Genomic DNA, 15626 nt, shown 5'->3' with positions numbered 1-15626 from the left:
GGGGTCAGGGAAAAAATATTTCTGTCACAAATTATGCTTGACAAACAGCCCTGGCGCATTATAAAAACATCATGGATTATGGCTGAAGCGGAAAAGTAGGATTTTGCTTTGTGGATTTTTTCATTTATTCCTAAATGACATCTTGAGCTTGAGGCTAGCAACCATGGCGGAATTAAAAAAGCCCGTAAGCGCCGAATTGACCTCGGAACAGGTCAAGCGCATCAGAGAAGTATGTCAGCAGTTGGGTAAGGTAAAAGGGAAGGTGTTGCCCATCTTGCACGCCGTGCAGGATATCTGTGGTAACTGGCTGCCCCTGGAGGCCTTACAACTGGTAGCGAAAGAACTTGAAATCCCATATGGTTATCTATATGGGGTTTTGACTTTCTATAGCATGTATTCTGTTACTCCCCGGGGCAGATATATTATCCGGATGTGCGAATCAGCGCCCTGTCATGTCAACGGGGCGGAGAATATCCTGGAGGCGCTGAAGGAAGAATTGGGAGTAGAGGTGGGGGGGACAACCTCGGATGGCCTTTTCACCTTAGAACTTACGGCGTGTTTAGGTACATGCGAAGTGGCCCCGGCCATGCAGATCAACGAAGTGGTCTTTGGTAATCTGACGGGTGCGAAGGTCAAGGAAATCCTGGATAACTACCGGGCGGGGAAAGAAGTAGATTACCGCACTCTGGCGCGCACGACGATTAAGCCCTTGGCGTATCCGTTAGATCAGGACAACATGGTATTGTTCGCCAACCTGGACCGGATTGATCCGATGAGTTTGGATGATTATCGGGCCAAGGGCGGCTACGAAGGGCTGAAAAAGGCCGTCACCTCGATGAGCCAGGTGGATGCCATTAATGAGGTGAAGACGGCCGGGGTTCGAGGTCGAGGTGGTGCCGGTTTCCCGGCGGGGTTGAAATGGTCCTTTACCCAGCCGAGTCCGATTATCCCCAAGTATATTGTCTGCAATGCTGATGAAGGTGAGCCGGGCACAATCAAGGACCGGTATATTATGGAGGGCGATCCCCACCGGGTGCTGGAGGGCATGGCCCTGGCCGGCTATGCGGTAGGCGCCTCTCATGGGTATATCTATGTCCGGGGGGAATACTATCTGTCGATGCTGCGTCTGCAGAATGCCATCGATCAGGCCATGCAAAATGGTTGTTTGGGCAAGAATATTTTCGGTTCCGACTTCAGTTTTACCATCGAAGTGCAGTCCGGTGGCGGCGCCTATGTATGCGGGGAAGAAACGGCCCTGATCGAATCGATCGAGGGCAAGCGGGGTAATCCGCGGGTTAAACCGCCGTTTCCGGGTCAGGTTGGTGTTTGGGGCAAGCCCAGTATTGTCAATAATGTCGAAACGCTGTCAAGTATTCCGATGATTATCAGCAAAGGCGGCGAATGGTATAAGGCCAAAGGCACCGAAGACGCTACCGGCACCAAGATCTTCCAGGTGGTTGGGCATGTGAACCAGCCCGGCGTCATTGAGGCCGATCTGGGCATGACGGTGCGGGAATTGATCGACAGATACGGCGGCGGCATCCGGGGTGGCAAGAAGTTCAAGGCCTGTCAGACCGGCGGTGCTTCTTTCGGCTTCATCACCGAAGACCAGCTCGACACTCCGATGGAATATAAGGCCATGGGGGCTATCGAAGGTGCTCTGGGGTCGGGCACTATGCTGGTCATGGATGAGGATACCTGCATTGTTGATGTGGTCAAGTGCATCCTCTACTTCTTCCAACACGAGTCGTGCGGTTTCTGTCTACCCTGTCGGCGGGGCACCAGGATTCTCTACGACCTGATTTGCAAGATTGCCGATGGTCGGGGAGAAGAAGCCGATCTGGATAAAATGATCAAGGTAGCCCAGGTAATGGCGGATAGCGCCAACTGCGCTCTGGCCATGAGTCCCATATTTTTTATCAAGACGACGATAGAACGCTATCGTGATGATTATCTGGCTCATTTGAACGGGACCTGCCCCCTGTGCAAAAAATAGGGGTGGCTGCCGCTTCGATGAGCCGGCGAAGCGCCGGGTAGCGAGAGGAAGACAGGGCCGGAAAGGCTAACAAAGGAACAGGCGATGCTTATCGATTATCTACCAATTCTGGTGTATCTGGTCATAGCCCTTGGCGTGGCGGTAGGGATGGTGGCTCTCTCTGAGGCCTTGGGGAAGAAGACTCACACGGCAGTCAAGGACCTTCCCTACGAGTGCGGCATGATTCCGTCCGGAGATGCCCGTAGCCGTTATTCGGTGAAGTTTTTCGTCATTGCCATGTTTTTTCTGGTGTTCGACATTGAAGCAATTTTTCTCTATCCCTGGGCAGTGATTTACCGGGCCCTGGGATTGTTTGGCCTCATTGAAATGGGGATCTTTATTCTCGTCCTGGCAGTAGGCCTGGCCTATGTTTGGGGTAAAGGCGCCCTCCAGTGGGAATAAGGCATCCCGGCAAGAGATGATGCTGGTTTAATCACTCTATCTGCCAGGGTGGAGGTTAAGTGTAAAATCAGACCTGCCGACGGCGGAAGATAAAGAGGAACACGGGATGGGTATTGAAGAACATTTAGGGAACAATATTTTAACGACCTCTTTAGAGAAGATGGTGGATTGGGCCCGGAAGAATTCTCTCTGGCCGGCGACCTTTGGGTTGGCCTGCTGCGCTATCGAGATGATTGTGACCGCAGCGAACCGTTATGACATTGCCCGTTTTGGGATGGAGGCTTTTCGGGCGTCGCCGCGCCAGGCCGATTTGATGATCGTGGCCGGCACGGTGACGAAAAAGATGGTACCGGCGGTGGTCCGGATTTACGAGCAGATGACCGAGCCGAAGTGGGTAATTGCCATGGGGGCCTGTGCCTCTTCGGGTGGCATATTTAGAAGCTATGCGGTGGTCCAGGGCATTGACCAGTATCTGCCGGTGGATGTATATGTCCCCGGTTGCCCCCCCCGGCCTGAGGGGCTGTTGTATGGTATCCTCAAACTCCACGACAAGATCTTAAAAGACCCATTCCTGACGAAGAAATATCGCGATCAGATTCCGGCCAGGAGGACGCATGGACATGGCCATTAACAAATTGCAGGCTCAATTCCCCGATGAGATTGTGGACGTCTATGAGTTTCGGGGAGATGCTACGGTCACGGTCAAACCGGAAAAGTTGGTGGAGATATGTGAATTTCTGCGGGATGATCCGGAGACGTCTTTCCGATACCTCTCCTCGGTTTCGGGGGTGGATTATCACCCGGCTTCACCCCGGTTCGCGGCAACCTACCATTTATATTCGCACCAGAACCGAAATAGGATCGCGTTGAAGGCATTCTGTGCCAATGATGACGCCCCGGCCCTGCCATCGGTGGTGTCGGTGTGGTCTACAGCGGACTGGCATGAGCGGGAAGCCTACGATTTAGTAGGCATCAAGTTTAGCGGTCATCCCGATCTGCGCCGGATTCTGACGCCGCCGGAATGTGAAGGCTATCACCCGTTAAGGAAAGATTATCCCCAAGAAGGGTATTAGGACGTATACACGATGAATAGCGCCGAATTAGCACCTCGCACCGAGACCATGCTCCTGAACCTGGGTCCGCAGCACCCCAGTACCCACGGCGTGCTCAGGGTCTGGTTGGAGCTGGATGGGGAAGTGATCGTTAACGCCGACCCAGATATCGGCTACTTGCACCGGGGTATCGAAAAGATGTGCGAGAACCGCACCTACCATCAGTGTCTGCCGCTGACTGATAGGTTGGATTATCTGGCCGGCACCGCCAATAACCTGGGCTATGTCCTGGCAGTGGAAAAGCTGCTGGGCGTCGAAGTCCCTAAGCGGGCCCAGTATATCCGGGTTCTCATGGCGGAGTTCACCCGGATCTCCAGCCATCTCTTCTGGCTGGGAACCCACGGCCACGATTTAGGCGCCATGACTCCTCTGTTCTTTGCTTTTCGCGAACGGGAGCAGCTCATGGACCTCTTTGAGATGGCATGGGGTGGTCGGCTCTTTCCCTGCTATCTCCGGATTGGCGGTTTGGCGGCAGATTTACCGCCCGGGTTTGTTGAGAAGGCCTGGGAATTTGTCAAGGCCTTTCCGGAAAAAATTAAGGATTACCACAATCTGCTAACCAAAAACCGCATCTGGATTGCCCGCACCAAGGACGTGGGCATTATGACTAGAGAAGAGGCCATCGATTGGGGTTGGTCCGGTCCCATGGCCCGCGGTTCGGGGGTTGATTGGGATATTCGGCGGGATACGCCGTATTCCAGCTACCAGGATTTTGACTTTGTCGTGCCTTTGGGACAGAATGGCGACACCTACGACCGCTATCTGGTTCGCATGGAGGAGATGGTGCAGAGCAACCGGATCTGTCGGCAGGTGTTGGAAAAGCTGCCGGAGGGAGAGGTCAACGTCGATGATCCCACGGTCAGCCTGCCTCCCAAGGAGAAGGTGTATAACAATATTGAAGCATTAATTAATCATTTTCTGCTTATTGAAAGAGGTCTGACTCCTCCTGCGGGCGAGGTTTATCATGCTATTGAGGCCCCCAAAGGCGAGTTGGGCTTTTATATCATCAGTGACGGCAGTCCGAAACCATTCCGGGTGAAGGTCAGGGGTCCGTCGTTTATTAACCTGTCACCCACCAAGATATTGGCAAAAGGGCGTCTGTTGTCTGATATTATTGCCCTCATTGGAACGATGGATATTGTGTTAGCCGACGTGGACCGGTAAGCACAGCGATGACGACCGATACCTGTCAAACTATTAGGAAATAACAATGATCAATCTGACGATCGATGGCAAAGCAATACAGGTGGAAGAGGGAAAAACTATTCTCCAGGCTGCGCAGGCGAACGGAATACGTATACCCTTTCTCTGCTACCATCCGGCTATCAAAGCCATCGGCTCGTGCCGGATTTGCGTGGTGGAAGTCAAGCCCGGCCCCCCCAGACCGCAACCCGCCTGTACCACCAGGGTGAGCGAGGGGATGGAAGTTATTACCAATTCCGAGCGGATCAAGAGTATCCGTCGGGAATTGGTGAAATTCATGCTGGTCAACCACCCGCTGGATTGCCCCTGGTGTGACAAAGGGGGCGAATGCGAGCTGCAGAATCTCACGCATGAACTTGGCATAGCCGAAGTAGATTATGAAGCGGCGCGTAAGCCCATAAACAATGATGTTGAATCGCCCCTCATCGAACGTTATAACACCCGGTGCGTCACCTGCGGCCGGTGTGTGCGCGTCTGTCGGGAGAGGGTAGGGGCCAGCGCCATTAATTTTGAGAACCGGGGATATTTCACGGATCTGGGCAGCGGTCAGCAGCCATTGAACTGCGAGTTCTGTGGCACCTGTATTGAGGTCTGTCCGGTCGGGGCCTTGATCAATAAGCTGTTCAAGTACAGCGCCCGCAGTTGGGAGATGACGCAATCGGAGACCATTTGCCAGTTCTGCGGCGGGGGTTGTAATTACCAGGTGAACGTCAAGGATGGCAAGGTCCTGCGAGTCAGCCGGGAGGCGGAGAATCCGCTCCTTTGTATGCGGGGTCGCTTCGGTTTTGGCGTCTTGAATTCGCCGGAACGGATCAAGACTCCTCTCATTAAGAAGGGTGGACAGTTCGTCGAGGCTACCTGGGACGAGGCGTTGGAGTTCGCCGCACAAGGTTTGATGCAGGTGATGGCCAAGAGCGGTTCCGGCGCCGTCTATGGCATCGGATCTCCCCGGGCCTCGAATGAAGCCAATTATCTCTTGCAGAAACTCTTCCGAGTCGGTTTGGGATCAAATCAGATCGACAACCCGGCCAGATATAACTATCTCCGGGCCTTGGAGGGGATAGCCGAGGTCTTCGGCAAGCCTGAGATTGAAGGGATCAATCCGGAGCGGCAGAAAATCAGCAAGCCGTTTCACAGCCCGCTCATGTTGGAGGAAGGCGCCAAAGGCAAAGGCTTTCCTTTTGTGTTAGGCGATTGCGAGAAATTATCTCAGGCTGACGTCGTGCTGGTCCTGGGTGCTGATGTTACGCCGGAAATGCCGCCTTATGGTTGGCAGCTCATGAAGGCCCTGCAAAATGAAAATTTCCGGTTGATCGTCGCCAATCCCCGGAAAACCAAATATGATCGGTATGCACACCTTAAAATGCGCTATAAACCGGGAAGCGAACGGGCCTTGCTGGTCGGCTTGATGGAGGCGGTGCTCGAGGGCAAGCCTGGCCATGAGCCCTATTTAGCAGCCGAGGGTTTCGAGGTTTTCAAAGAGAACCTGCTGAAGGCGCCTTTGCAGGATATCAAAAGCAGGACCGGTGTTCTGGTCGGGGACCTGCGAGAAGCTGGAAAGCTTTTGGCTCAGGCCCAAGCGCCGGCGATTATCTTCGGCAATGATGTGCTGGCTCAGGTCCAAGGCAAAGAAAACGCCGTGGCTATCGCTAATCTTTTCCTGCTTATCGGCCAGCCGTGCAATCCAGGCAGCGGGCTCTACCCCATCGCGGAGAAAAATAACACTCACGGTGTCTGCGACGTCGGGGTGCTGCCCAACCTGCTGCCGGGCTATCAGGAATTAGGCGGCGGGACGGCCTTTACTGACATATGGGGAAAGGCGCCTTCGACCCTTGCCGGGATGCCGCTGGATGAAGCTCTGAGCAAACTGGAAAATAACGCCGTTAATGCGCCGCAGGCCTTTTATATCATGGGCGGCGACATGGTGCGGCAGTTGCCCAATAGTACACGGGTGCTGGGTATTTTGCAGAAGGCTAAATTTATTGTCATGCAAGGCGCCTTTATGACGGAGACGGCCAAGGTAGCCGATGTCGTGTTGCCGGTCGCCATTCATGCTGAAGTGAACGGCACCTACACCAACACCGACGGCAAACTGGGGAGATTGCAAGCCGCGGTTGGCACCAATGGAGTCAGGCCCGGTTGGCAGATCATTGCTGACCTCAGTCGAAAGCTGGATGTTCCCATGGAGTATGCCAATGAAGAGGACATCTTTAGAGAGATGTCGGCAGGCATGCCGCTCTATGCCGGAATCCAGCCCGGTTACCGCTGGCCCTGTCCGTCTATCACCGCGGAGGTTAAAGGCACGTTTGTCCCCTTTAGTCCCGAGGTGGATATTTCGGGAGAGGGGCCGTTTACCCTCATCGTCGGGAAAACCATGGGGCATTCTGGCAGCTTCACCACTTGGGCGGCCGGTCCGATGACCATCCTCTCCGGGCAGGTGTTGAAGATGAATCCGGATGACGCTGCTGCTCTAGGGATTGCAGCTGCTGAAAAAGTTACTGTCAGTTCGAATCAGGGTAGTATTGCGGTCACGGTGGCGCTCACGGAGGAGATGCCGGCGGGGGTGGTCTTCCTGGCGGATCATTTTGCTGACCCGATGGCGAACACCTTAACCTTAAATTCAAACCTTTGTCGCGTGACTATTCAGAAGGGTTAAAGCTATGAACCTGCCGTTACTAGTCGGGGTCCTGGTGGTGAAGACGCTCATTGTCTTTGTGGTGTTTCTCACTACCATCGCCTACGTCGTGCTGATGGAGCGTAAGGTTTTGGGTTTTCTCCAATTCCGTTACGGTCCCAATCGGGTAGGTCCCTGGGGATTATTGCAGCCCCTGGCAGATGCGATCAAACTGATCTTTAAAGAGGATTTTACCCCGCCAAGTGCAAATAAAGTCTTGTTTGTGCTGGCGCCGATGATTGTCGGATTGACGGCGTTTCTGCCTTTAGCGGCGATTCCTTTTGCAGATAAGATACTACCGGACCAGATTACCATTTATGGTCAAACCCTTGATCTGACGGTGGCCAGTCTGAACCGCGGGGTGATTGCGGATGTTAATATCGGCATCCTCTATATCTTTGCAGTGGCGGGAATGGCAGTGTATGGTGCAGTTATCGGCGGTTGGGCGTCGAACAACAAGTATTCGCTCCTTGGCGGGTTGCGGCTGTCGGCCCAGATGATTAGCTACGAACTGGCCTTGGGGTTGTCAATCATCGGGGTGCTTATGCTGGCCGGGAGTTTAAGCCTGGTGAAGATCGTGGAAGCCCAGAAGGACATGTGGTTTATAGTGTATCAGCCACTCGGGTTCATCCTCTTTCTTACCGCTGCCTTTGCGGAGTGTGCCCGAACCCCGTTTGACCTCATTGAATGCGAAAATGAGTTGGTAGCCGGCTATCAGACGGAATACAGCTCGATGAAATGGGGTCTGTTGATGATGGGGGAATACGGGCATGTGGTTATTGCCAGTGCGCTCACGACGACGCTCTATCTGGGTGGCTGGTATGGGCCGTATTTACCTCCGGTGGTCTGGTTTTTATTAAAGACGTTTGCTGTGATCTTCTTTTTCATCTGGGTCAGAGGAACCTTTCCGCGCTTCCGGTTTGATCAACTGATGTATTTAGGTTGGAAAGTCATGTTGCCCCTGGCTCTGGTCAACATACTTATCACCGGCGTCGCCATGCTCTATTTTTAAAGGTGCCATATGATAATTCCACTGCTTAAAGGGTTGGGGACAACGTTCAAGGCTCTTATTTCCAAGCCGATCACGATCCAATACCCAGAAGAAAGACGGCCAGTCAGCGACCGCTTCCGTGGGCGGCCTGAACTGCAACTCCATGAAAACGGGAAGGTAAAGTGTGTTGCCTGCACTTTGTGCAAGACGGTCTGCCCTTCGCAAGCAATTCTCGCCATTGAAGCCGCCGAGGGGACCTACGGAGAAAAATATCCCATAAGGTTTGAGATAGATTTGACCCGATGCATATTCTGCGGTTTCTGCCAGGAAGCCTGTCCCAAAGCAGCTATAGCTCTCAATAAAGAATACGAGCTGGCGCAATACGATAAGAGTGCTTTGCTGTATGATCTTGAAATGCTCAAGAAAAAGAGTTAATCCAGTCCGAGGAGATTAAAGGATGCACATAATATTTTTTCTATTAGCCGCAACTGCTTTGATCTCCGGGATCATGGTGGTGATCCAGGTAAATCCGGTGCGCAGCGCCCTCTATCTGGTGTTGAACTTCTTTGCCCTGGCAGGCATATACCTCCTGGCGAATGCTCAATTTATTGCCGCGGTACAGATTATTGTCTATGCCGGCGCCATCATGGTTCTGTTCCTGTTTGTCATTATGTTGCTGAATCTACGGCAACCCGAGGAGGGGGGGGCGCAGCTGCATATCGGCCAAAAAATCCTGGGGGCTTCCTTGGCAACAGGCACGGCGGCTTTGGTAATCTATACCATCACCAGATTGAAGCTGCCTCCCGGCAAAGGCATGGCGGCCGATTTTGGCACAACAGAAATGGTGGCTAAATCACTTTTCACTGATTACCTGCTGCCGTTTGAAGTTACTTCAATCTTATTGCTGGTCGCAGTTGTAGGTGCCGTGATCTTGGCCAAGACCAAAGTGGACTAAGTAAGGGTTTCGCAGGAGATAAACATGGTGATGCCGATAACCTATTATTTGGCGGTAAGTTGCGCCCTGTTCGCCATTGGTGTGGTCGGGGTGTTAATCCGGCGGAATGCAATAATCATCTTCATGTGTATTGAGATGATGTTGAATGCCGTTAATCTCGCTCTCATAGCCTTCTCAGATTATTATAAGGCCATCGACGGGCAGATGTTTGTGTTTTTTGTCATGGTGGTGGCGGCTGCTGAAGTTGCCGTGGGATTGGCTCTGATCTATGTCATATTCCGCAACAAAGGCACCGTGTATGTTGATGAACTCAATATCATGAAGTGGTAAGGAGCAGGCCATGATAGAATACATATGGTTGGTGCCTGTTTTTCCGTTGATCGGCTTTTTATTCAATGGCCTGTTGGGCAGGAAGGTTTCCAGACAGACAATCAGCATTGTCGGGCCTGTAACTGTAGGTTTATCATTTGCTTATGTTATAGGAGCCTTCTGGGAATTTATCCATCTACCTGCTAATGTCAAGCCTATCGAGGTGGTTGTCTTTAACTGGATCACCTCTGGAAGTTTTAATGCCCAGGCGGGTTTTTTGGTAGACCCCTTATCTCTGGTGATGCTCCTGGTCGTTTCGGGCGTGGGATTTATCATCCATGTCTATTCGGTCGGGTATATGCATGATGATCCTGATTATCCCCGCTTCTTCTCATACCTGAACCTCTTTGTGGTTAATATGCTGATTCTGGTCATGGCCAATAACTTCCTGCTGATGTTTGTCGGTTGGGAAGGCGTGGGGCTGTGCTCTTACCTGCTGATCGGTTATTGGTATGAGAAACAATCCGCCAGTGACGCCGGCAAGAAGGCCTTTGTGGTCAACCGGGTCGGCGACTTCGGATTTTTACTCGGCATCTTTCTCATCTTCTATACCTTCGGGACCATCAACTTCCGGGAAGTCTTTACCCAGGCGCATGGCCTGCCGGTAGGGGACGTGGTCGTTACCGTCATTACTCTGTTGCTCTTCCTGGGGGCCACCGGTAAATCGGCCCAGATTCCCCTTTTTACCTGGCTGCCCGATGCCATGGAAGGTCCCACTCCGGTCAGCGCCCTGATCCATGCCGCCACCATGGTTACGGCGGGCGTGTATATGGTGGCGCGCTGTAGCGCCCTCTATGCGCTGGCGCCGATCTCAATGACGGTGGTGGCGGTGGTTGGTCTGGCTACGGCTTTTATGTCGGCCTCTATCGGTCTGGCTCAGAACGATATCAAGCGGGTTCTGGCGTATTCCACCGTCAGCCAGTTGGGGTTTATGTTTCTGGCCTGTGGTGTAGGGGCATTCATTGCAGCAATTTTCCATCTTATGACCCACGCTTTTTTTAAGGCCCTGCTCTTCCTCGGTTCCGGCAGCGTTATCCACGGCATGCATGGCGAACAGGATATGCGAAAGATGGGTGACTTGAGAGGCAAGATGCCAATCACCTTCGGGGTTATGATGGCCGGAACCCTGGCCATCGCCGGGATCTTTCCTTTTGCCGGGTTCTTCAGCAAGGACGAAATTCTTTATAAGGCATTAATAGACGGGCATGTTGCCTATTGGGCGGTAGCCACGACAGCCGCCTTAATGACCGCTTTTTACATGTTTCGTCTAATATTCATGACCTTTTACGGGGAACGGCGGTGGGATTCGCATGTGCATCCGCATGAATCCCCCCCGGTGATGACCATACCGTTGATTGTTTTAGCGGTGCTTTCCACTGTAGGCGGCTTTGTCGGTATTCCCCTGATTCAGGGCTGGAATCTCTTTCATGACTTCTTAAGCCCGGCGATCACCCACGTAGCCCGTCCGGAAGTTCATCACGCAATGTCTTTTGAAATCATGATGATGCTGGTAAGTATGGGTGTGGCGATTGTAGGTATATGCGCAGCATACAAGATGTATATCAAGCAGCCTGAATTGCCGGCCGAGGTCACGGCCAAAGTTCCGGTGTTGTATGATCTGATTTACAACAAGTACTATGTCGATGAAATTTATGATGCCACGGTGGTTGAGCCGATAAAGAACGGATCGGTTTTCTTGTGGCAGGAAGCGGATAGCAAAGTTATTGATGGCGCCGTTAACGGAACGGCATGGCTTATTGATTGGTTCAGCACGGTTATTAGAAAATTGGAAACCGGCTATGTCCAAAATTATGCTCTGGGGATCTTGATCGGCGTAGCGGTCATCACAGGCTATTATCTTGGCCGGTAGTAGGGGGATAAGGAGTTAACTCAATGAATTTTCCGATTTTATCTATATTGATTCTGCTCCCCATGGTCGGGGTGGCCCTGATCATGATGTTGAACCGCGAAAATCAATGGCTGATAAAAGGCACTGCCATGGCGTTTGCCTTGCTGGAATTTATCATCTCGTTGCCTTTATGGTTCGGGTTCGACGGCGGATCAGCGGCCATGCAATTTGTGGAGAGGTATAGCTGGTTTCCTGCCTACGGGATCAGCTATTATATCGGCATCGACGGTATTTCCCTGCTGTTGGTGTTGCTAACCACGTTTATCACTCCTATCTGCGTACTGGCCTGCTGGGAAGATATTCAGAGCAAAGTAAAGGAGTTTATGATCTGTCTGCTGTTTTTACAGACAGGTATGATCGGTGTCTTTGTCTCTTTGGATCTCTTCCTCTTCTACATCTTTTGGGAAATTATGCTCATCCCGATGTATCTTTTGATCGGCGTATGGGGCAATCCCGCCCGGCGGATCTATGCGGCGGTAAAGTTTTTCATCTTCACCATGGTTGGCAGTCTGTTGATGTTAGTTGCCATCCTGGTGTTGTATTTTTACAACTACAAGGTTACCGGCGTCTATACCTTCGATCTGCTGAAGATGTACGGTCTGCAGATCCCGTTCATGATGCAGTTTTGGATGTTTCTGGCCTTCGGGTTGGCTTTTGCCATTAAAGTGCCGATGTTTCCGGTGCACACCTGGTTGCCGGATGCTCACACCGAAGCCCCAACCGTTGGCAGTGTTATCCTGGCCGCGGTCCTATTGAAGATGGGAACCTATGGCTTCCTGCGGTTTAATATGCCGATGTTCCCCGACGCCGCCTGGTATTTTGTGCCGCTCTTTAGTATTCTGGCGGTGATTGGTATCGTATACGGTGCCTTGGTATCTCTGGTGCAGGTTGATTTAAAGCGGCTGGTAGCGTTCTCTTCTGTCAGCCATTTAGGTTTTGTCATGCTGGGTCTGTTTACTTACACCATGGCCGGGGTCCAAGGGGGAATCATCCAGATGATCAACCATGGGCTTTCCACCGGGGCCTTGTTTTTGATCGTCGGAATGGTCTATGAGCGCCGGCATACTCGAATGATTGCCGATTTTGGTGGTTTATCAAAGGTAATGCCGGTATACGCTACCATATTTATGGTTGTTACCCTGTCGTCAATCGGGTTGCCCGGCCTGAACGGGTTTGTCGGTGAATATCTGATCCTGCTGGGAGCATTTAAGACTAATAAAGTCTTTGCCATCTTTGCCGCCTCGGGGGTCATATTTGCTGCTGCCTATATGCTGTGGATGTTCCAGAGAGTCATGTTTGGCACCATAACAAACGAGAAGAACCGTAACCTTAAAGACCTATCCATGCGGGAAGTTGTAGTTCTGCTGCCGATATTAGTATTTATTGTTTGGATCGGGGTGTATCCGAATACCTTCCTTGATAAAACTAAGGCGTCAACTGCCAATTTTGTCGCCATGATGGAGAAAGCCAAAGCCACCAAAGTGGCTGTAGCTGATGTGATGGTTAAGGGGGACCAGAGATGAGCATTGATATACCAAGTATTAGTCTTACCAACATCGGGCCTTTAATCACCCTTAGCGTGGCCGGGCTGCTCCTCCTTTTGGTGGACGCCTTTTCCATCAAGGGGGTAAAAAAAGGACATTTTCATCAGATAGCGCTCACCGCGGTGCTGATAGCCTTGGTACAAACGGTGTGGTTATGGGACCGCCAGGGCGCTGATTTTTCCCGCATGATTTATGTGGATAACTTCTCATTCTATTTTTATGTGGTGTTTCTTATTGGCACTGGCATCAGCGTCGCGTTGTCAATCAGATATATGGAGGAATACCATAAAAGTTGCGGTGAGTACTATGCCCTGATGCTATTCGCTGCCGTCGGTATGATGCTGTTGGCCGCTGGTGGGAATTTAGTGACCATCTTCCTGGGCGTTGAAGTATTGTCGATTCCGATATATATCTTATCCGGAATGTTCCGGGAAGAAGCGAAATCTAACGAAGCGGCGTTGAAATACCTGCTCCTGGGCGGGTTTTCCTCTGCTTTCCTGCTGTTCGGTATGGCAATGCTGTACGGCGGGACGGGCACGATGTATCTCGCCGATCTGGCCAAGGTAATAAAGTCAGGCGGCATGAATCCCTTGACCTATCTCGGGTTGGGTCTCTTGGTAGTAGGGTTCGGCTTCAAGGTCTCCCTGGTCCCTTTCCATATGTGGACCCCTGATGTCTATGAAGGCGCTCCGACTTCGATTACCGCCTTTATGTCGGTGGGAACCAAGGCTGCGGCGTTTGCGGCATTCTTGCGGGTCTTTATGGAGGTCTTCCCATCCGTGCGGATGGATTGGGATATGCTGCTGTGGGTAGTAGCGGTAGCGACTATGACGATAGGCAACGTCACGGCTCTGGCGCAGACCAATATCAAGCGCATGTTGGCATATTCCTCTATTGCCCACGCAGGTTACATCCTGGTGGGATTAGTAGCCGGGAATCAATTAGGCGGGATCGGCATTCTGTACTATCTCTTGGCATACACCCTGATGAATCTAGGGGCCTTTGGCGTCGTTATCCTCGTGTCCCGGAAGAAAGACAGTTGCCTGAATATTTATGACTATAGCGGCGTCGGTTTCCAATATCCGGGAATGGCCCTACTCATGTCGGTCTTTATGTTCAGCCTGGTGGGTATGCCGCCGACAGCCGGGTTTATCGGCAAATTCTATATTTTTTCCGCCGCGGTGGAAGCCGGTTATATCTGGCTGGTTATTATCGGTGTGCTCAACAGCCTGATTTCAGTTTACTACTATCTCAGGATCATTGTCATTATGTATATGTATCCTGCCGAAGCCGATCTGGGTCCGGTTCCTCTGAATGCTACCATGACGACAACATTGGTCTTTAGCGCTATTGCCGTTCTGGCGATCGGCATCTTCCCCAACAGCATCTACAATCTGGCCCTGAGTTCGGTTAAGATCTTGGGCATTTAGATTCGATGAGAGTTAGCAATTAAGGGGCCTCCGGGCCCCTTTTTTTTGATGCGGATTCAAGATCATAAGAAATTAGACGTGACAGCAGTTTTATCACGGAACTTGTAACCTTGCTGATTAGGGTAATGCCCGGGACATAATCAGGGCATCTTCTCCCGTCTCAGAGTAGTATTTCTTTCTTCTCGCCACACAGCGGAATCCTAAAGAATGATAGAGTGACAAGGCTGCCTGGTTTGATGGCCTGACCTCCAGCCAGACAATCCTAACCTGATTGCAGCTAGCGGTTTGCATGGCACGATGAATTAAGGCGCGGGCGATCCCCTGGCGGCGGTAGCCAGTTTTGACTGCCAAGTTAAGGATGTGCATTTCATCGAAGATAAGCCAGAAAATAATATAGCCGCAAATTTCCCGTTCCTGCCGGTTCTGTCGAATTGCCAAGAGAGTGCGAGAATAATCCTTTGCCAGTTCTGCGATAAAGTGTTGGCACGGCCAGGGAAAGGGAAACGCTTGGTTTTCGATGGCCACAAGTTCATCGAGATCGTCAGCGGTAGCAAGGGAAAAAATGAGGTTAGAGGTTTCAGGGTTATTTCTTATGCAGGAGTTCACTCGCAACGGTTATACCTTCTTGACCGGATTGTTTCAGAGCCAGGGCCATTTCTCTCAGACTGGCGGATTTATCATTTCGCAGATGGTTTACTTTAATTAGCATTGGCAGATTGACGCCGCTTATCACCTCTACCTGATTTTCTTTGAGAAAAGAGAGACAAAGATTTGAGGGAGTACCGCCAAACATATCGGTCAAGAGCAGGACCCCGTCGCTGGAATTGAGTCTGGCCAGACCATCAGCGATCTGTTGGCGGGCCTCATCCGGCATGGCATTCGGGTCTAATGATACTGCTGCCACCTTTTCCAAGCGACCTAAGATCAGATCGGAGGCGGATAAGAGGGCCTCAGCCAATTGTAGGTGGGTGACAATTAAGACTCCGACCATAAACAAGAACT

Annotated in this window: 15 protein-coding genes; 13 read left to right on the top strand and 2 right to left on the bottom strand. The window is 51.7% G+C overall.

Going from position 1 to position 15626, the window contains the following annotated elements; all coding sequences use genetic code 11:
• Positions 1–163 precede the first annotated feature (163 nt).
• The 13 genes from nuoF to DESAC_RS10465 all read left to right on the top strand — a co-directional run bounded on the left by nuoF (position 164) and on the right by DESAC_RS10465 (position 14624).
• Entirely contained in the window at positions 164–1996 is a 1833-nt protein-coding gene (gene nuoF, locus DESAC_RS10525; RefSeq protein WP_013707054.1) for an NADH-quinone oxidoreductase subunit NuoF, read from the top strand.
• Between the two features lie 84 nt (positions 1997–2080).
• A complete protein-coding gene (locus DESAC_RS10520) occupies positions 2081–2437 on the top strand; it encodes an NADH-quinone oxidoreductase subunit A (RefSeq protein WP_013707053.1) in 357 nt (118 codons plus the stop codon).
• Between the two features lie 106 nt (positions 2438–2543).
• Positions 2544–3068, top strand: coding sequence for an NADH-quinone oxidoreductase subunit B (locus DESAC_RS10515; protein ID WP_013707052.1), 525 nt, complete (start codon positions 2544–2546; stop codon positions 3066–3068).
• Complete coding sequence (locus DESAC_RS10510) at positions 3058–3510, top strand: NADH-quinone oxidoreductase subunit C (RefSeq protein ID WP_041284494.1); 453 nt, start codon at positions 3058–3060, stop codon at positions 3508–3510. Before DESAC_RS10515 ends, DESAC_RS10510 begins: the two co-directional genes overlap by 11 nt.
• Positions 3511–3522: 12 nt before the next feature.
• Positions 3523–4713 carry an NADH dehydrogenase (quinone) subunit D gene (gene nuoD / locus DESAC_RS10505; RefSeq protein ID WP_013707050.1) on the top strand — a complete coding sequence of 397 codons (1191 nt, stop codon included), beginning with the start codon at positions 3523–3525 and terminating at the stop codon, positions 4711–4713.
• 46 nt (positions 4714–4759) lie between these two features.
• Positions 4760–7408 carry a molybdopterin-dependent oxidoreductase gene (locus DESAC_RS10500; protein WP_013707049.1) on the top strand — a complete coding sequence of 883 codons (2649 nt, stop codon included), beginning with the start codon at positions 4760–4762 and terminating at the stop codon, positions 7406–7408.
• Positions 7409–7412: 4 nt separating this feature from the next.
• Positions 7413–8438 carry an NADH-quinone oxidoreductase subunit NuoH gene (gene nuoH / locus DESAC_RS10495; RefSeq protein ID WP_013707048.1) on the top strand — a complete coding sequence of 342 codons (1026 nt, stop codon included), beginning with the start codon at positions 7413–7415 and terminating at the stop codon, positions 8436–8438.
• Between the two features lie 9 nt (positions 8439–8447).
• A complete protein-coding gene (locus tag DESAC_RS10490; RefSeq protein WP_013707047.1) occupies positions 8448–8852 on the top strand; it encodes a NuoI/complex I 23 kDa subunit family protein in 405 nt (134 codons plus the stop codon).
• A 22-nt stretch (positions 8853–8874) separates the two neighbouring features.
• A complete protein-coding gene (locus DESAC_RS10485) occupies positions 8875–9372 on the top strand; it encodes an NADH-quinone oxidoreductase subunit J family protein (protein ID WP_013707046.1) in 498 nt (165 codons plus the stop codon).
• Between the two features lie 24 nt (positions 9373–9396).
• Positions 9397–9702 carry an NADH-quinone oxidoreductase subunit NuoK gene (gene nuoK, locus DESAC_RS10480; RefSeq protein WP_013707045.1) on the top strand — a complete coding sequence of 102 codons (306 nt, stop codon included), beginning with the start codon at positions 9397–9399 and terminating at the stop codon, positions 9700–9702.
• Between the two features lie 10 nt (positions 9703–9712).
• Positions 9713–11611, top strand: coding sequence for an NADH-quinone oxidoreductase subunit L (nuoL, locus tag DESAC_RS10475; protein ID WP_013707044.1), 1899 nt, complete (start codon positions 9713–9715; stop codon positions 11609–11611).
• Between the two features lie 23 nt (positions 11612–11634).
• Positions 11635–13173 carry an NADH-quinone oxidoreductase subunit M gene (locus tag DESAC_RS10470; protein ID WP_013707043.1) on the top strand — a complete coding sequence of 513 codons (1539 nt, stop codon included), beginning with the start codon at positions 11635–11637 and terminating at the stop codon, positions 13171–13173.
• Positions 13170–14624 (top strand): NADH-quinone oxidoreductase subunit N, encoded by a 1455-nt coding sequence (locus DESAC_RS10465; RefSeq protein WP_013707042.1) that lies wholly within the window; start codon positions 13170–13172, stop codon positions 14622–14624. The genes DESAC_RS10470 and DESAC_RS10465 overlap by 4 nt, the downstream gene beginning before the upstream one ends.
• 117 nt (positions 14625–14741) lie before the next feature.
• On the opposite strand, the gene rimI is transcribed toward DESAC_RS10465, so the two are convergent.
• On the bottom strand, positions 14742–15230 hold the full coding sequence (gene rimI, locus DESAC_RS10460; protein ID WP_052301942.1) for a ribosomal protein S18-alanine N-acetyltransferase: 489 nt from the start codon (positions 15228–15230) through the stop codon (positions 14742–14744).
• Positions 15208–15615, bottom strand: a complete 408-nt coding sequence (locus DESAC_RS10455; protein WP_013707040.1) for a PTS sugar transporter subunit IIA — start codon at positions 15613–15615, stop codon at positions 15208–15210. Before DESAC_RS10455 ends, rimI begins: the two co-directional genes overlap by 23 nt.
• Between the last annotated feature and the right edge of the window lie 11 nt (positions 15616–15626).

It is taken from the genome of Desulfobacca acetoxidans DSM 11109 (genome assembly GCF_000195295.1).
In the GTDB taxonomy this organism is placed as follows: Bacteria; Desulfobacterota; Desulfobaccia; order Desulfobaccales; family Desulfobaccaceae; genus Desulfobacca; species Desulfobacca acetoxidans.
This window is presented reverse-complemented; position numbering and strand designations above follow the sequence as displayed.